We start from the raw sequence: 15,955 nt of genomic DNA on the forward strand, positions 1-15,955 counted from the left end.
ACTAGGACCCACGCAATGACGAAATTTCTGGAAAACCAGGTCGCACTGGTAACCGGCGCATCGCGCGGCATCGGCCGGGCCATCGCCCTCGAGCTGGCCGCGCAGGGCGCCACGGTAGTCGGCACCGCCACCAGCGAAGCGGGTGCGGCTGCCATCAGCGAATACCTGGCGGCGGCCGGCGGCAAGGGCCGCGGCGCCGTGCTCAACGTCAACGATGCCGCGGCATCCGAGGCGCTCATCGACGAGCTGGTCAAGGCCCATGGCGGCCTCGGCATCCTGGTCAACAACGCCGGCATCACGCAGGACCAGCTTGCCATGCGCATGAAGGACGAGGACTGGGGCGCGGTGGTCGAGACCAATATGACCGCGGTGTTCCGCCTGTCGCGCGCGGTGCTGCGCCCGATGATGAAAGCGCGCGGTGGCCGTATCATCAATATCACGTCGGTGGTCGGCTCCACCGGCAATCCCGGCCAGATGAACTACGCCGCCGCCAAGGCCGGCGTGGAAGGCATGAGCCGGGCGCTGGCCCGCGAGATCGGCAGCCGCAACGTGACCGTGAATTGCGTGGCGCCCGGTTTCATCGACACCGACATGACCAAGGTCCTGTCGGATGAGCAGCACGCAGCACTGAAGACCCAGATTCCGCTGGGTCGGCTGGGCCAGCCGGAGGACATCGCACACGCGGTGGCTTTTCTGGCCGGTCCCCAGGCGGCCTACATCACCGGTACGACGCTCCATGTAAATGGTGGCATGTACATGAATTGATCACCTTTCGCGGCGGCCGGTTTCGAGGGAGAAGCCGGCAGAAGCCGCGTGAAGTGGTTGTTTTTTGAACTAAACGGGCGCCGTTCTTGCAATAGAAGGCGGGTGGGATTTTTATGGCCCAAACCTGCTAAAATGCGCCCACTTTTTGTCGAACTTCCCTGGAGGGTTACATGGACAATATCGAACAACGCGTCAAGAAAATCGTGGCAGAGCAACTCGGCGTGGCCGAGGCAGACATCAAGAACGAATCCTCGTTCGTGAACGACCTTGGTGCGGATTCGCTCGACACGGTTGAGCTGGTGATGGCGTTGGAAGATGAATTCGGCATGGAAATTCCCGATGAGGAAGCCGAAAAGATCACGACCGTGCAACAGGCTATCGATTACGCCACCGCACACGTCAAGGCCTAAGCCTGTCGTATCTGGATTCCGAGCCACAGAAGGCAGGCGGACGGGCCGTTGGGTCGTCCGCGCTGTTTTCTGTGGCTTTCGTCTGTTCGAAGAAGCACAATCGGATAGTCCGCGCCGCGATCGGCGTGGCCCGGCGCCGGCCCATGGCCAGCCCCGGCAATCGTTCCGGTTCTGCTTCACGTACCCGTAGGAAATCATAGTGAGCCGTCGTCGCGTCGTCGTCACTGGGCTTGGCCTTGTGTCTCCGGTCGGAAACACGGTTGCCRAAGGCTGGGCCAACCTGGTTGCAGGTCAGTCTGGCATCGCCACCATCACCAAATTCGATCATTCCGCGCTTGCCGTGCATTTCGCCGGCGAGGTGAAGGGTTTCAAGGCAGAGGACTACATCCCTGCCAAGGAAGCCCGCCACATGGATACGTTCATCCACTATGGCATCGCGGCGGGTTCGCAGGCGCTGAAGGACAGCGGCTACGAAGTGACCGAGGACAATGCCGAGCGCATCGGTGTGCTGGTCGGTTCGGGCATCGGCGGGTTGCCGATGATCGAGGATACCCACGCCGAGCTGACCAATCGGGGTCCTCGCCGGATCTCGCCGTTCTTCGTGCCGGGCTCGATCATCAATATGATCGCGGGTCACCTGTCCATCTACCATGGACTCAAGGGCCCGAACCTGGCCGCCGTGACGGCCTGCACCACCGGCCTGCACAGCATCGGCCTGGCCGCCCGCCTGATCCAGGCCGGCGACGCGGACGCCATGCTGGCCGGCGGTGCGGAATCTACGGTTTCGCCGCTCGGCATTGGCGGTTTCGCCGCCGCGCGCGCGCTGTCGACCCGCAACGACGATCCCGCTGCCGCGTCCCGTCCGTGGGACAAGGATCGCGACGGCTTCGTGCTGGGCGAGGGCGCCGGCGTGATGATGCTCGAGGAATATGAGTCGGCCAAGGCGCGTGGCGCCAAGATCTATGCCGAACTGATCGGTTTCGGCATGAGCGGCGACGCGTTCCATATGACCGCCCCGAATATGGATGGTCCGCGCCGCTGCATGGTCAGCGCGCTGAAGAACGCCGGCGTCAACGCCGACGAAGTCGGCTACCTGAACGCGCACGGCACCTCGACGCCGCTGGGCGACAAGAACGAAAGCGAAGCCATCAAGCTGGCTTTTGGCGACCATGCCTACAAGCTGGCCGTCAATTCCACCAAGTCGATGACCGGCCACTTGCTGGGCGGCGCCGGCGGCCTCGAATCCGTGTTCACGGTGCTGGCTCTACACCATCAGGTCTCGCCTCCGACCATCAATATCTTCAACCAGGATCCCGAGTGCGACCTGGACTACGTGGCCAACACGGCACGCGACCTGAAGATCGATGTGGCGGTGAAGAACAATTTCGGTTTCGGCGGCACTAACGGCACGCTTGTCTTCCGTCGCGCCTGAATCCGGCGGCTGCCGGTTATCGCTCCTCCGGACTTCGCTCAGGACCCATCGCTTGCGGTGGGTCTTGGCGCTGTTCCTGTCTTGCGAGATGGCGGCCCTTGCGCTGCTTGCGCGCGAGGCGATATGGGGCTTTGGCCGCTCGGCACATGGCTGGAATCTGGCGCAATGGCTGTCGGTGTCCACACTGGCGGCGTCCTGCGCGTGGATGCTGAGCCACTGGCCCGCGCTGTGGCGCGGCGCGGCTTGTACCTATGCGGGACTGGTGCAAGGCCGCGACGCCACCGGCCGCGCGGCCATTCTGGTTCGCCTGCCGGATGGCGCCCACGCGGTGGCGCGCGTGCGCTCCAGCTGGGAGCTGGGCAGACTGGCTCTTTTGCTGGCCATGGAGCCTGTCAGCGGCAAGCCGCCCGGGATCCTCGTCATCAGCCGGGGTTCGGCGGCACCCTCCTCATTGAGAGCGCTGAAACGTGCCCTGGGCGTCGCCCGGCGCGAGCAGGCCGCGGCCGGTGGCGTCGCCTGATGGGCAATGGCCGCGGGCATTCTTCACAAAATGCGTTGCACCGCACTGACTGTGCAGTGGGCAACGTAGGTAAAATACAACGTTTGTCGTGAAGACGATACCAAGAGATACACTGCAGGTGACCCATTCGTGAGCGAACGCGAAGCCGATCAGCTCCTCGTTGAACGCGTCCAGAAGGGCGACAAGCGAGCCTTTGAATTGTTGGTGGCCAAATACCACCGCAAGATCATCAGGCTCATTTCGCGTTTGGTCCGGGATTCGGCGGAAGTGGAGGATGTGGCACAAGACGCTTTCATCAAGGCGTATCGTGCCTTGCCGCAGTTCCGTGGCGAGTCGGCGTTCTACACCTGGTTGTACCGGATTGCGGTGAACACGGCGAAGAACTACCTGGCCACCCAGGGACGCCGGCCCGAAGCCTCCAGCGATATCGATGCCGAAGAGGCTGAAACTTTTGCGGACGGCGAGCAACTAAGAGATATCAATACGCCGGAGTCGATGCTCCATACCCGCCAGGTCGCCGAAACGGTCAACCGGGCCATGGAGGCACTACCGGAGGAATTGCGCACTGCCATCACTCTTCGTGAAATCGAGGGCCTCAGTTACGAGGAGATCTCCGAAGCCATGGGATGCCCGATCGGAACCGTCCGCTCGCGCATCTTCCGGGCACGTGAGGCGATTGCCGAGAAATTGCGTCCGCTGCTGGGAACGGCAGAGGGCAAGCGGTGGTAAGTGGTAAGTAGCAAGAAAAAGTAGCAAGAAATGTCGTGCGGCCAGCGTTGCAGCCTATTCCTGCATCGATAAACGACAAAGCAGTAGACGGGATTGTCGGTGTTCAATGGTTTTTCTAGGGGCGGGAAATGGGTCAGGCTCATAAGCAGTCGGTTCATGTAGTGGAAGCAGCGGAGCAGATCTCCGTGCTGATGGATGGCGAGCTGGCGCCGCACGAAATCAATGCCGTACTGGATCTCGCCAAGAGCGAGCCGGGCATGGCGAGCTGGACGACATATCAGCTGATCGGCGACGCGCTGCGTTCGGAAGAACTGACGCATGCCGGCTCCACCGAAGATTTTCTCGCCCGTTTTTCCGCGCGCCTCGATAGCGAACCGCATGTGCTGGTGCCGGCGGTGGCGCAGGCGTCGGCGCACCGCATGCTGTTCAAGCCGTCCTGGGTTCGCAGGGTGATGCCGGGTACGGCCATCGCCGCCGCGGTGGCTGCCGTGAGCTGGGTGGTGGTGCCGCAGATGCGCGGTGTCACCGATCTCGGCACGCCGGACGCCGTGGTCGCGCGCGTCGAGCAGCCTGCAGTGCCCAAGACTGGCGGTATCGTGACGGTTGCCGCCGACAGTGCGCAGATGATCCGCGATCCGCGCCTCGACGAGTACCTGCGTGCCCATCGGGTATCGGTCGCCACCGACGCAGTCGTGCCGACCATGCGCACTGTTGCCAACAGCGCAAACTTTTCTCAGGACAACTCGCAGGAATAATGCCGGACATGCATAAAGGATGGTCGCCCGCCAATGTAGCGGGCGCACACAGAATAAGGGCCCTTCGCAGGTCCTTTTTTCTGGCCTTGTGTCTGACTGCGGCCGCGGCAAGCGCGCAGCCGCCGGACAATACGCTGGCCCGCCGCGATGCGACGGCCTGGCTCAACAAGATCCACCGCGCCGCCCAGCGCGAGAACTATGTCGGTACGCTGATCTATCAGCGCGGCAGCGTGATGCATGCCTCGCGCATCCAGCACTACAGCGATCTCGTGAACAACGAGTACGAACGGCTGGAAACGCTCGATGGCAAGCCGCGCGAAGTGCTGCGCCAGAACGATGTCGTCCACAGCCTGATCCCCGAAGCCAAGCTGGTGGTGGTGGAGAAGCAGGAGGCGAAGGATCGCTTCCCGGCCTTGCTCGCCACCAATAAAAGCGACGTTCTCGATATCTACGAGATGCGCAAGCTTCCCGGCGAGCGCGTGGCTGGCGTCGAGTGCGAAGTGTTCTCGCTCGATCCGCACGATTCCGCGCGCTACGGCGTACGCTTGTGGGCGGAGAAAAACTCCGGCCTGCTGATGCGCGCCCAGACCGTGGGAGAGGGCGGCAAGGTGCTGGAGCAGGTTGCGTTCTCGCAGGTCGAGATCGGCGTGCCCTCCGAGAAGCAGCGCATCCTCACCGCCATCAAGAATTCCGGGGCCTGGAATCATTACGAAGTCACCAACCAGCCGGCCAATATTGCCGACGAAGGCTGGACCATTGGGATTCCGGTCAAGGGCTTCCTGAAGATCCGCGAGGTCCGTCGCCCGCTCGGCGAGCTGCGCTCGCCGCAGGCGAACCCGCGCGGCCAGGTTTTCGAGGTGCTCCAGATCGTCTACAGCGACGGGCTGACCGGTTTGTCGGTCTTCATCGAGCCCGTTTCCGAGCAGCGCGTACGCCGCGAAGGCGTCGCCTCGCTCGGCGCCACCCAGGTGGTGGTGCGCCGGGTTGCCGATTTCTGGATTACCGTGGTGGGCGAGGTCCCCCCCGCCACAGTCCGCCAGTTTGCCTCGGCAGTAGAATATAAACCGCCGAAGGCGCACTGAGCCGGTTTGCGAACAAGGCACCAGCGGCGTTTGCTCGTCGCTGGCGCGCCGCGATCTGGCCCCTCCAATGCCTTGCTTCCTTCCTTTTCGCTGATTTCCGGGAGTCGATGATGTCACCAAGATCTCCAGCCTTGGCTCGGACCGTGCTCATGGCTGCCATTCTCGCCTTTGTGCCGCTGGTCGCAGAACTGAGCCACGCCCAGGCCGCCGCGCCATCCTATGGCCTGCCCGATTTCACCGACCTGGTCGAAAAGGCGGGTCCGGCCGTCGTCAATATCCGCACCACGGAGCGGGTGCGCGCGCGTGGCAACAACTCCAGCCCCGAGGACGACGAGATGGCGGAGTTCTTCCGCCGCTTCTTCGGCGTGCCGATGCCCGGCACGCCCACGCCGCCGGGCACGCCGCGCCGCAGCCAGCCGCCCCAGGGCGAGGAGCAGAGCCGCGGGGTGGGGTCCGGCTTCGTCATCAGCCAGGACGGCTATGTGATGACCAACGCCCACGTGGTGGCGGATGCGGAAACCATCTACGTCACCCTGCCCGACAAGCGCGAGTTCAAGGCCAAGCTGATCGGCTCGGACAAGCGCACCGATGTGGCGTTGCTGAAGGTGGATGCCACCGGCCTGCCCAAGCTGATGCTGGGCGATTCCGACAAGGTGCGCGCGGGTGAATGGGTGCTGGCGATCGGTTCGCCGTTCGGCCTGGACAACAGCGTGACCGCCGGCATCGTCTCCGCCAAGGGCCGCGATACGGGGGATTACCTGCCGTTCATCCAGACGGATGTCGCGGTCAATCCGGGCAATTCTGGCGGCCCGCTGATCAACCTGCGTGGTGAAGTGATCGGCATCAATTCGCAGATCTACAGCCGCAGCGGTGGCTACATGGGCATTTCCTTCGCGATTCCCATCGACGAAGCGATGCGCGTGACCGAGCAGCTCAAGGCGAACGGCAAAGTCACGCGCGGGCGCATCGCGGTGGCGATCGGGGGCGTGACCAAGGAAGTCGCCGACTCGCTCGGCCTGGGCCGTGCCCGGGGCGCGCTGGTGGGCAGCGTGGAGCCCGGCGGCCCGGCCGAGAAGGCGGGGATCGAAGCCGGCGACATCATCCTGAAGTTCAACGGCCGCGATATCGAGAAGGCTTCGGACCTGCCGCGCATGGTCGGCGATATCAAGCCGGGCACGCGCGTGCCGCTGCAGTTGTGGCGCAAGGGCGCGACGCGCGAGGTCAGCATCACCGTGGCCGAGCTGGACGCCGACAACAAGGTCAAGACGCGCGGCGGCAATGCGCCGCGCGACGAGAGCAATGCGCCGGTGGCCAAGCCCAATGCGCTGGGCCTGATCGTCAACGAGATTCCCGACACCAAGCTCAAGGAGCTCAAGATCAAGTCCGGGGTGGAAGTCGAGCAGGCCGATGGCCCGGCCCAGCGCGCCGGCATCCGCCCGGGCGACATCATCCTGCGGCTGGGCGACAGCGACGTGACCAGCCCGCGCCAGTTCAACGAACTGGTCAAGGCCCTGGACAAGGGCAAGATCGCCGCGGTGTTCGTCAGGCGCGGCGACGCCACCCAGGTGCTCACGCTGCGCCCGAGCACGGTGTCTTCGCGCTAGGCATCGCCCCGATGGCGGATCTCACGCTGTATGGCAGGACCTACTGCCATCTGTGCGAGGACATGAAGGTCGCGCTGGAGCCGCTCCGGCGCGATTTTTCCTTTGTCCTGCATGAGGTGGACGTGGATGGCGACGCCGCCACCGAGGCACGGTTCGGCGAACTGGTGCCGGTGTTGATGACCGGCGTGCCCGCCGGTGCCGGCGAGGAGTTGTGCCACTATTTCCTCGATGCGCCACGCGTGCGGGCATGGCTCGCGGGGCAGGCGGACTGACAGGCCGCCGCCCGGGGCGCGGCGCGCCATTTCGCAATACGGAAGTCCTTGAAAGTACGGTAAAATCGCACTTTGGCGCAAACTCAGCGTCACCAACCTGCGGCCCCGAGCTGCGTGCCCCTGCGGGGTGCCTGTCCCGGGCCGACCATAATTGCTGCGCTACCCGAAGTGCTCAAGCGGGCACATCGCGGCCAGACATGGCGCACCCCTGAACATCAGATGGACCATATCCGCAACTTCTCGATCATCGCTCACATCGACCACGGCAAATCGACCCTGGCCGACCGCATCATCCAACTCTGCGGGGGCCTGTCCGATCGCGAGATGGAAGCGCAAGTGCTCGACTCGATGGACATCGAGAAGGAGCGCGGCATTACCATCAAGGCCCAGACCGCGGCGCTGAGCTACAAGGCGCGCGACGGCAAGGTCTACAACCTGAACCTGATCGACACGCCGGGACACGTCGACTTCAGCTATGAAGTCAGCCGCTCGCTGTCCGCCTGCGAAGGCGCGCTGCTGGTGGTGGACGCCTCGCAGGGCGTGGAAGCGCAGACTGTCGCCAACTGCTACACGGCGATCGAACTCGGCGTGGAAGTGGTGCCGGTGCTCAACAAGATCGACCTGCCGCAGGCCGATCCGGAAAACGCCATCCGCGAGATCGAGGAAGTGATCGGGATCGATGCGCAGGATGCCACGCCGTGCTCGGCCAAGACCGGGGTCGGGGTGGAGGACGTGATCGAGGCCATGATCGCGCGCGTGCCCGCCCCCAAGGGCGACGTGGACGCGCCGCTGCAGGCGCTGATCATCGACTCGTGGTTTGACAACTACGTCGGCGTGGTGATGCTGGTGCGCGTGGTCAACGGCGTCCTCAAGCCCAAGGACAAGGTGCTGCTGATGGCCACTGGCTCGCAGCACCTGGTCGAGCAGGTCGGCGTGTTCTCGCCCAAGTCGCTGCAGCGCGAGTCGCTGACGGCGGGGCAGGTGGGTTTCGTCATCGCCGGCATCAAGGAACTGAAGGCCGCCAAGGTGGGCGATACCATCACCACCATGGCGCGCAAGGCCACCGCGCCGCTGCCGGGCTTCAAGGAAGTCAAGCCGCAGGTGTTCGCCGGCCTGTACCCGGTCGAATCCAACCAGTACGAAGCGCTGCGCGAATCGCTGGAGAAGCTCAAGCTCAACGACGCGTCGCTGCAGTACGAGCCCGAAGTGTCGCAGGCGCTGGGCTTCGGCTTCCGCTGCGGCTTCCTCGGCCTGCTGCACATGGAGATCGTGCAGGAGCGCCTGGAGCGCGAATTCGACATGGACCTGATCACCACCGCGCCGACGGTGGTGTACCAGGTCCAGATGCGCGACGGCACCATGCTGACGGTGGAAAACCCGGCCAAGATGCCGGACCCGAGCCGCATCGAGAACATCCTCGAGCCGATCGTCACGGTCAATCTGTACATGCCGCAGGATTACGTGGGCTCGGTGATCACGCTGTGCACGCAGAAGCGCGGCACGCAGATCAACATGAGCTACCACGGCAAGCAGGTGCAGCTCACGTACGAGATCCCCATGGCGGAAATCGTCATGGACTTCTTCGACCGGCTCAAGTCGGTGTCGCGCGGCTACGCCTCGATGGACTACGAGTTCAAGGAGTACCGTGCCGCCGACGTGGTCAAGGTCGACATCCTGATCAATGGCGACAAGGTCGATGCGCTGTCGGTGATCGTGCACCGGAGCAACTCGCAGTACCGCGGCCGCGAGGTCGTCTCTAAGATGCGCGAGATCATCCCGCGCCAGATGTACGACGTGGCCATCCAGGCCACCATCGGCGCGAACATCATCGCGCGCGAGAACGTCAAGGCGCTGCGCAAGAACGTGCTGGCCAAGTGCTACGGCGGCGATATCTCGCGCAAGAAGAAGCTGCTCGAGAAGCAGAAGGCGGGCAAGAAGCGCATGAAGCAGGTGGGCACGGTGGAGATTCCCCAGGAAGCATTCCTGGCGATCCTGCAGGTGAGCGACAAATAAAAGAAAGCGGCGGGGCCGGTCGGCCCGGCCGTTGGCGAAGCAGACTCTAACAAAACATCACCAAGATCTAGCCGTCATGAATTTTGCACTGATTCTTTTTGTGCTGGTGGTCATCACGGGCGTTGCCTGGATGGCCGACAAGCTGGTGTTCGAGAAGCAGCGGCGGGTGTCCGCCCAGGCCGCGCTGGCCGAGTTCGATGCGCGCAGGACTGACCTGCAGGGCCGCTACGGCGTCGGCGAGATCGATACATCGCGCAGCCGCCTGGCGGAGGAAAAGCTGCGCCAGCCCTGGTGGCTGGAGTATTCGGCGAGCTTCTTCCCGGTGATCCTGGCCGTGTTCGTGCTGCGATCGTTCGTGGTCGAGCCCTTCAAGATCCCGTCCGGCTCGATGATCCCGACCTTGCTGATCGGCGACTTCATCCTGGTCAACAAGTACGACTACGGCATCCGTCTGCCGGTGGTGAACAAGAAGATCATGGCGGTGGGTGAGCCCCAGCGCGGCGACGTGATGGTATTCCGCTACCCGAAGGACCAGTCGCTCGACTACATCAAGCGTGTGATCGGCGTGCCGGGCGACGTGGTGAGCTACCAGAACAAGCGCCTGACCATCAACGGCAAGCCGGCCGAATACAGCGCGCTGCCGGACTACCTCGACGAGGAGCGCTTGTCGTACTCCAAGCACTTCCAGGAGAAACTGCCGGACGGCCCCGTGCACGGTATCCTGAACGACACGGATCGTCCCGCCTTCGTCTCCGGCGCCGATCCGGATTTTCCGTTCCACGAGAACTGCACTTACAATCAGCAGGGGCTGACCTGCAAGGTACCGCAGGGTCACTATTTCGTGATGGGCGACAATCGCGACAACAGCCTGGATTCACGTTACTGGGGCTTCGTGCCCGATCAGAATATCGTCGGCAAGGCGTTCCTGATCTGGATGAACCTCGGCAATATCGGACGCGTGGGATCGTTCAAGTAGCATCCCCGCGGCGCGAATAACCACTCCAGTCAAGCGAGGGAAAGCGCATTATGGGTCGATCGGGTCAGGTAGTTGGTGCAGTCGGGGGGCGGGCGCGCCTGGCGGGGAATGACAGGCGGCGCGGCTTCTCGATGGGCAGCTTGCTCGTCGTTATCCTGGTCGTTGGGGGCGTGGTGATCCCGGCGGTCAGGGCGATACCGAGCCTGCTGGAGTATTTCTCGGTCAAACGCGCGGTCAGTTATGCCAAGCAGCAGGCATCCAACAAGCGCGAAATTGCCGACTATTTCAGTAAGCAGGCGCAGATCGACCGTATTACCGCCGTGCGCAGCGACGATCTGGATATCCACGAGGATGACAACGGCACGATCCGCTCGGTGGGATTTTCCTACCGCAACGAGGTGCCGCTATACGGCCCGCTGAGCCTTTTGATTACCTACTCGGGAACGCAGTACTGACATGAACCTCGACGCCTTACAGCAACGCCTCGGCTACCGCTTCAGCAAGCCAGAATTGCTGCAGCAGGCGCTGACGCACCGCAGCCACAGTGCCTTGCACAACGAACGCCTTGAGTTCCTGGGCGATTCGGTGCTCAACTGCGCCGTGGCCGATATGCTGTACGGCATGTTCAGCAAGCTCGACGAGGGCGATCTGTCCCGCGTGCGGGCCAACCTGGTCAAGCAGCAGGCGCTGTACGAGATCGCGCAGATGCTCCAGCTGTCCGAGGCGCTGCGCCTGGGCGAGGGCGAACTCAAGAGCGGCGGCTTCCGCCGTCCCTCGATCCTTGCCGATGCACTGGAAGCGATCGTCGGTGCCGTGTTCCTCGATGCCGGTTTCGAGGGCGCACGCACCCTGATCCGCAAGTTGTATATCCCGATTCTCGAGCAGGTCGATCCGCGCACGCTGGGCAAGGATGCCAAGACGCTGTTGCAGGAGTACCTGCAAGGCCACAAGATCGCCCTGCCGCAATATAACGTGATCGCCACCCACGGCGCCGCGCATAACCAGCAGTTTGAAGTCGAGTGCACCGTGCCTAAACTGGAAGTGCGGGTGTTCGGTACCGGCGCGTCGCGCCGCGCGGCCGAACAGGCTGCCGCCAAGCTGGCGCTCGACGAGGTGCAGAAGCTCGTGCCCCAGCTGCTCAAGCGCAGCCGGGCCGAGCGCACCGGCAAGACGCGCAAGCAGCCGGTGCCACCCGATCCCCAGTTGTCTCTCAGGTTGAAGGAATGACCGAATCTACCGATCCGCGGCCAGACGCCGCGGGTACCCCAACCGCTGCGTTCCGCTGCGGCACCGTGGCCATTGTCGGGCGTCCCAACGTCGGCAAGTCCACACTGATGAATGCGCTGGTCGGACAGAAGGTCAGCATCACTTCGCGCAAGGCGCAGACCACGCGCCACCGCATCGTCGGCATCCAGACCACGGATGACGCGCAGTACGTCTTCGTCGACACGCCGGGTTTCCAGACGCGGCACGCCAGCGCGCTGAACCGTTCGCTGAACCGTGCGGTGACGTCCACGCTGTCGAGCGTGGACCTGGTGCTGTTCGTGGTCGAGGCTGGCCACTACGGCCCCGATGACGAGAAGGTGCTGTCCCTGCTGCCCAAGAAGGTGCCGGTGCTGCTCATCACCAACAAGCTGGACCGCCTCGGCGCGGACCGGGCTGAGGTGATGATGCCCTTCCTCGAGAAGATGGGGCATCAGTTCCAGTTCACGGAAGTGGTGCCGATGTCGGCCAAGACGCAAGACCACATCGACCGCCTGCTCGCCATCATCCGGCCCTACCTGCCGGAGGGCGAGCCGATGTACGACGCCGATTCCATGACCGATCGCAGCGAGCGCTTCATGGCCTCGGAAATCATCCGCGAGAAGGTGTTCCGCTGGACCGGCGACGAACTGCCGTACACCAGCACGGTCGTCATCGAGAAGTTCGAGACCGAAGGCAGGCTGCGGCGCATCTTCGCCACCATCCTGGTCGAGCGCGATGGCCACAAGGCCATGATCATCGGCAACAAGGGCGCCAAGCTCAAGACCATTTCCACCGAAGCCCGCATCGACATGGAAAAGCTGTTCGACGGCAAGGTCTACCTGGAAATGTTCATCAAGGTGAAGAGCGGCTGGGCCGACAACGAAGCTGGATTGCGCGCCTACGGCTATGAATGACAGAGCGGGCGGGCCTGCACTGAAGGCCCGCCGCGTCGATCCGGTGGCGGAAGAAGCCGCCGAGCTGCTGGGCAGCCAGGCCGTGCCCGGCATGGCGGTGGCCGAGCAGCGCGCCATGATGGACCGCGCGCTGCGCATCGTCCCGGCGCGCACCGAGTTGCGCGTAGCCAACCAGCCGGGCTTCGTACTGCACGCCTGGCCTTACCGCGAAACCAGCCTGATCCTCGACGTGTTCACGCGTGACCACGGGCGCATGGCCATGGTCGCCAAGGGCGCCAAGCGCCCGCATTCGGCGCTGCGCCCGGTGCTCCAGCATTTCCAGCCGATCTCGCTGTCATGGAGCGGGCGCGGCGAGGTCAAGACGCTGACACGCGCTGAGTGGGTCGGCGGCATGCTGCCGCTGGCCAGCGACGCCTTGCTCTCGGGTTTCTATCTCAACGAACTGCTGCTGCGTTTCTGCCCGCGCGAAGACGCCCACGTGGCGCTGTTCCGCCAGTACATGGCCACGCTCACGCGGCTCGCGCACGGCGAGCAGGCCGGCCTGGTGCTGCGCGGCTTCGAGCGCGTGCTGCTGCAGGAGACCGGCTTTGCCGTGGCCTTCGACCAATGCGCGAATTCTGGCGAGGCGGTGGAGCCCGGGCTGGACTACGTGTACCAGCCGGAGCGCGGCGTGCGCCGCGCACAGCCCAGCGATCCGTCGTCCTGGCCGGTGGTTTCCGGGCAGACGCTGCTCGATATGTCGCAGGACGACTACCGCCGGGCGCAGACGGTGACGCAAAGCCGTGCGCTGATGCGCTTCCTGCTGCATTATTATCTGCAAGGCGCGCCGCTGAAGACGCGCCAGATCCTGATCGACCTGCACTATCTCTGAGTCCGTCCGCATGATTTTCCACGCGCATCCCGGCGTCATCGACCTTGGCGTCAACATCGACCACGTGGCCACGCTGCGCAACGCGCGCGGCACGGTCTATCCCGATCCCATCCAGGCCGCGCTGCAGGCCGAGCAGGCCGGCGCCGACCTGATCACGCTGCACCTGCGCGAAGACCGTCGCCATATCCGCGATGCCGACGTGCACGCGCTGCGCCCGCTACTGGCCACGCGCATGAACCTGGAGTGCGCGATCACCCAGGAGATGCTCGACATCGCCTGCGCGATCCGGCCGCAGGATGTCTGCCTCGTGCCCGAGCGGCGCGAGGAGGTCACCACCGAGGGCGGGCTCGATGTGGCGGGGCGCTTCGAGCAGGTCAAGGCAGCCTGCCGCCAACTGGCCGACGCGGGCATCCGCGTGTCGCTGTTCATCGATGCGCAGGCCGAGCAGATCGAAGCGGCCGCCGCTTGCGGCGCGCCGGTGGTGGAGTTGCACACCGGGCGCTATGCCGATGCGCACACGCCGGCCGAGCAGGCCACGGAACTGCAGCGTGTGGCCGAAGGCGTCGATACCGGCGTGCGGCTTGGCCTGGTGGTCAATGCCGGCCACGGCCTGCACTACACCAACGTGCAGCCGGTCGCCGCCATGCACGGCATCAAGGAACTCAATATCGGCCACGCCATCGTCGCGCATGCGGTCTTCGTCGGCTGGCAGAACGCCGTGCGCGAGATGAAGGCCATCATGGTCGCTGCGCGCCTCGGCACCACCTATCCGCGCCCGGACGCAGCAGCGTGATCTACGGCATCGGCACCGACATCATCCAGATCAACCGCGTGCAAGGCGTGATGGAGCGCACGCGCGGGCGCTTTGCCGAGAAGGTGCTCGGGCCGCAGGAACTGCAGAAATACCATGCGCGCCGCGCGCGTTCGGAGAAGCGCGGCCTCGCCTTCCTGTCCACGCGCTTTGCCGCCAAGGAGGCCTTTTCCAAGGCCATCGGGCTGGGCATGCGCTGGCCGATGACGTGGCGCGCGATGGAGCTGCTGAACCTGCCGTCCGGCGAGCCGTATCCGCACTGCCATGGCGAACTGGATGCCTGGCTGCGGGAACGCGGCGTGACGGTGCGGGTCAGTGTCAGCGACGAACACGAATACGCGGTCGCCTTTGCGATCGCAGAGCTTGGTGGCGCCGGCGCTCCCGGCGCGCTGCCGCTCGCTTCCCAGCCTAGCGAATAATCCCAATGATCAAGAAGATTTCCGGCAAGCGGCCGGGCCCCGTCGTACTCGATGTCAAGGGCAAGCACCTCGATGCCGAAGACACCCGCCGCATCTCCCATCCGCTCACCGGCGGCGTGATCCTGTTCGCGCGCAACTTCGAGTCGCGTGCGCAGCTGCAGGCGCTGACGCATGAGATCCGTGCCGTGCGCGAGGACGTGCTGATCTGCATCGATCACGAAGGCGGCCGCGTGCAGCGCGCCAGGACCGACGGCTTCACGCACCTGCCGGCCATGGGTCGCCTGGGCGAGCTGTGGGACCGCGACGTGCTTGCCGCGACCAAGGCTGCCGTGCATTGCGGCTACGTGCTGGCGGCCGAGTTGCGCGCTTGCGATATCGACCTGAGCTTCACGCCGGTGCTGGACCTGGACTATGGCCGCAGCGCCGTGATCGGCGACCGGGCCTTCCACGCCGATCCGCGCGTGGTGACCATGCTGGCCAACCACCTGACCCACGGCCTGCTGCTCGCCGGCATGGCGAACTGTGGCAAGCATTTCCCCGGCCACGGCTTTGTCGCCGCGGACTCGCACGTGGCGGTGCCGGTGGACGAGCGCAGCCTCGACGAGATCCTCGCGCAGGATGCGCGTCCCTACGAGTGGATGGGCATGACGCTGTCGTCGGTGATGCCGGCGCACGTCATCTATCCGAAGGTCGATCCGAACCCGGCGGGCTTCTCGCGCTACTGGCTGCAGGACGTGCTGCGGACCCAGCTTGGTTTCGAGGGCGTCATCTTCAGCGATGACCTGAGCATGGAGGGCGCCAGCGTTGCGGGCACGGTTACCGAGGCCGCGCGCGCGGCACTCGCTGCCGGTTGCGATATGGTGCTGATCTGCAATCATCCGGAGCGCGCCGACCAGTTGCTCAACGAACTCGACGTCGATGCCGGCAAGGCGTCGCAGCGCCGTATCCGCAAGCTGTTTGGCCGCCGCAAGCCACTGCCGTGGAACAAGCTGATGCAGGATCCCGACTACGCCGTCGCCGTGCGCGAGCTGAAAGGGCACGGCCTGATCGCGTGACGACCCGCAAGCCGCGGGCGGGTAGCCGCGCTGCGGTGCGGGGAAACAAAAAGGGCAGCCGAGGCTGCCCTTTTTTGCCGTT

18 protein-coding genes are annotated in these 15,955 nt (G+C 64.5%); all 18 read left to right on the plus strand.

The window, feature by feature from the left end; translation table 11 throughout:
- Nucleotides 1-15 precede the first annotated feature (15 nt).
- A complete protein-coding gene (gene fabG / locus AB4Z48_RS26280; RefSeq protein WP_441619394.1) occupies nucleotides 16-765 on the plus strand; it encodes a 3-oxoacyl-ACP reductase FabG in 750 nt (249 codons plus the stop codon).
- A 170-nt stretch (nucleotides 766-935) separates the two neighbouring features.
- Nucleotides 936-1,175 carry an acyl carrier protein gene (acpP, locus tag AB4Z48_RS26285; protein ID WP_008644813.1) on the plus strand — a complete coding sequence of 80 codons (240 nt, stop codon included), beginning with the start codon at nucleotides 936-938 and terminating at the stop codon, nucleotides 1,173-1,175.
- Nucleotides 1,176-1,374: 199 nt separating this feature from the next.
- A complete protein-coding gene (gene fabF, locus AB4Z48_RS26290) occupies nucleotides 1,375-2,607 on the plus strand; it encodes a beta-ketoacyl-ACP synthase II (protein WP_441619395.1) in 1,233 nt (410 codons plus the stop codon).
- 64 nt (nucleotides 2,608-2,671) lie between these two features.
- On the plus strand, nucleotides 2,672-3,127 hold the full coding sequence (locus AB4Z48_RS26295) for a hypothetical protein (RefSeq protein WP_441619397.1): 456 nt from the start codon (nucleotides 2,672-2,674) through the stop codon (nucleotides 3,125-3,127).
- Nucleotides 3,128-3,256: 129 nt separating this feature from the next.
- A complete protein-coding gene (gene rpoE, locus AB4Z48_RS26300) occupies nucleotides 3,257-3,856 on the plus strand; it encodes an RNA polymerase sigma factor RpoE (protein ID WP_441619399.1) in 600 nt (199 codons plus the stop codon).
- A gap of 128 nt (nucleotides 3,857-3,984) precedes the next feature.
- The gene (locus tag AB4Z48_RS26305) at nucleotides 3,985-4,611 is read left to right on the plus strand and encodes a sigma-E factor negative regulatory protein (protein WP_441619401.1); all 627 of its coding nucleotides are present in this window, start codon (nucleotides 3,985-3,987) and stop codon (nucleotides 4,609-4,611) included.
- A gap of 8 nt (nucleotides 4,612-4,619) precedes the next feature.
- On the plus strand, nucleotides 4,620-5,693 hold the full coding sequence (locus AB4Z48_RS26310) for a MucB/RseB C-terminal domain-containing protein (protein ID WP_441619403.1): 1,074 nt from the start codon (nucleotides 4,620-4,622) through the stop codon (nucleotides 5,691-5,693).
- A 149-nt stretch (nucleotides 5,694-5,842) separates the two neighbouring features.
- The gene (locus AB4Z48_RS26315; protein ID WP_441619405.1) at nucleotides 5,843-7,297 is read left to right on the plus strand and encodes a DegQ family serine endoprotease; all 1,455 of its coding nucleotides are present in this window, start codon (nucleotides 5,843-5,845) and stop codon (nucleotides 7,295-7,297) included.
- A gap of 11 nt (nucleotides 7,298-7,308) precedes the next feature.
- Complete coding sequence (locus AB4Z48_RS26320; RefSeq protein WP_441619407.1) at nucleotides 7,309-7,569, plus strand: glutaredoxin family protein; 261 nt, start codon at nucleotides 7,309-7,311, stop codon at nucleotides 7,567-7,569.
- A 219-nt stretch (nucleotides 7,570-7,788) separates the two neighbouring features.
- Entirely contained in the window at nucleotides 7,789-9,582 is a 1,794-nt protein-coding gene (lepA, locus tag AB4Z48_RS26325; RefSeq protein ID WP_441619409.1) for a translation elongation factor 4, read from the plus strand.
- A gap of 76 nt (nucleotides 9,583-9,658) precedes the next feature.
- Nucleotides 9,659-10,558 (plus strand): signal peptidase I, encoded by a 900-nt coding sequence (gene lepB, locus AB4Z48_RS26330; protein ID WP_441619411.1) that lies wholly within the window; start codon nucleotides 9,659-9,661, stop codon nucleotides 10,556-10,558.
- Nucleotides 10,559-10,689: 131 nt separating this feature from the next.
- On the plus strand, nucleotides 10,690-11,013 hold the full coding sequence (locus AB4Z48_RS26335; protein ID WP_441619413.1) for a DUF4845 domain-containing protein: 324 nt from the start codon (nucleotides 10,690-10,692) through the stop codon (nucleotides 11,011-11,013).
- Nucleotide 11,014: 1 nt separating this feature from the next.
- A complete protein-coding gene (gene rnc / locus AB4Z48_RS26340) occupies nucleotides 11,015-11,785 on the plus strand; it encodes a ribonuclease III (RefSeq protein ID WP_020205117.1) in 771 nt (256 codons plus the stop codon).
- Nucleotides 11,782-12,717: a GTPase Era gene (gene era, locus AB4Z48_RS26345; RefSeq protein WP_441619415.1), complete on the plus strand. Its 936-nt coding sequence runs from the start codon at nucleotides 11,782-11,784 to the stop codon at nucleotides 12,715-12,717. The genes rnc and era overlap by 4 nt, the downstream gene beginning before the upstream one ends.
- The gene (recO, locus tag AB4Z48_RS26350; protein ID WP_441619417.1) at nucleotides 12,710-13,588 is read left to right on the plus strand and encodes a DNA repair protein RecO; all 879 of its coding nucleotides are present in this window, start codon (nucleotides 12,710-12,712) and stop codon (nucleotides 13,586-13,588) included. The genes era and recO overlap by 8 nt, the downstream gene beginning before the upstream one ends.
- A 10-nt stretch (nucleotides 13,589-13,598) precedes the next feature.
- Nucleotides 13,599-14,381: a pyridoxine 5'-phosphate synthase gene (pdxJ, locus tag AB4Z48_RS26355; protein ID WP_441619419.1), complete on the plus strand. Its 783-nt coding sequence runs from the start codon at nucleotides 13,599-13,601 to the stop codon at nucleotides 14,379-14,381.
- Nucleotides 14,378-14,818: a holo-ACP synthase gene (acpS, locus tag AB4Z48_RS26360; RefSeq protein ID WP_441619421.1), complete on the plus strand. Its 441-nt coding sequence runs from the start codon at nucleotides 14,378-14,380 to the stop codon at nucleotides 14,816-14,818. Before pdxJ ends, acpS begins: the two co-directional genes overlap by 4 nt.
- A gap of 5 nt (nucleotides 14,819-14,823) precedes the next feature.
- Nucleotides 14,824-15,873: a beta-N-acetylhexosaminidase gene (gene nagZ / locus AB4Z48_RS26365; RefSeq protein ID WP_441619423.1), complete on the plus strand. Its 1,050-nt coding sequence runs from the start codon at nucleotides 14,824-14,826 to the stop codon at nucleotides 15,871-15,873.
- Nucleotides 15,874-15,955: the final 82 nt, after the last annotated feature.

Source organism: Cupriavidus sp. 2TAF22, assembly GCF_052115045.1.
In the GTDB taxonomy this organism is placed as follows: Bacteria; Pseudomonadota; Gammaproteobacteria; order Burkholderiales; family Burkholderiaceae; genus Cupriavidus.

Excerpts from the sequence above, each read along its gene's own strand:
- lepB (WP_441619411.1), top strand. The coding sequence starts at position 9,659 with ATGAATTTTGCACTGATTCTTTTTGTGCTGGTGGTCATCACGGGCGTT.
- AB4Z48_RS26335 (WP_441619413.1), top strand. The coding sequence starts at position 10,690 with ATGGGCAGCTTGCTCGTCGTTATCCTGGTCGTTGGGGGCGTGGTGATC.
- lepA (WP_441619409.1), top strand. The coding sequence starts at position 7,789 with ATGGACCATATCCGCAACTTCTCGATCATCGCTCACATCGACCACGGC.
- fabG (WP_441619394.1), top strand. The coding sequence starts at position 16 with ATGACGAAATTTCTGGAAAACCAGGTCGCACTGGTAACCGGCGCATCG.
- AB4Z48_RS26310 (WP_441619403.1), top strand. The coding sequence starts at position 4,620 with ATGCATAAAGGATGGTCGCCCGCCAATGTAGCGGGCGCACACAGAATA.
- acpP (WP_008644813.1), top strand. The coding sequence starts at position 936 with ATGGACAATATCGAACAACGCGTCAAGAAAATCGTGGCAGAGCAACTC.
- AB4Z48_RS26320 (WP_441619407.1), top strand. The coding sequence starts at position 7,309 with ATGGCGGATCTCACGCTGTATGGCAGGACCTACTGCCATCTGTGCGAG.
- era (WP_441619415.1), top strand. The coding sequence starts at position 11,782 with ATGACCGAATCTACCGATCCGCGGCCAGACGCCGCGGGTACCCCAACC.
- AB4Z48_RS26315 (WP_441619405.1), top strand. The coding sequence starts at position 5,843 with ATGGCTGCCATTCTCGCCTTTGTGCCGCTGGTCGCAGAACTGAGCCAC.
- pdxJ (WP_441619419.1), top strand. The coding sequence starts at position 13,599 with ATGATTTTCCACGCGCATCCCGGCGTCATCGACCTTGGCGTCAACATC.
- AB4Z48_RS26305 (WP_441619401.1), top strand. The coding sequence starts at position 3,985 with ATGGGTCAGGCTCATAAGCAGTCGGTTCATGTAGTGGAAGCAGCGGAG.
- rnc (WP_020205117.1), top strand. The coding sequence starts at position 11,015 with ATGAACCTCGACGCCTTACAGCAACGCCTCGGCTACCGCTTCAGCAAG.
- nagZ (WP_441619423.1), top strand. The coding sequence starts at position 14,824 with ATGATCAAGAAGATTTCCGGCAAGCGGCCGGGCCCCGTCGTACTCGAT.
- recO (WP_441619417.1), top strand. The coding sequence starts at position 12,710 with ATGAATGACAGAGCGGGCGGGCCTGCACTGAAGGCCCGCCGCGTCGAT.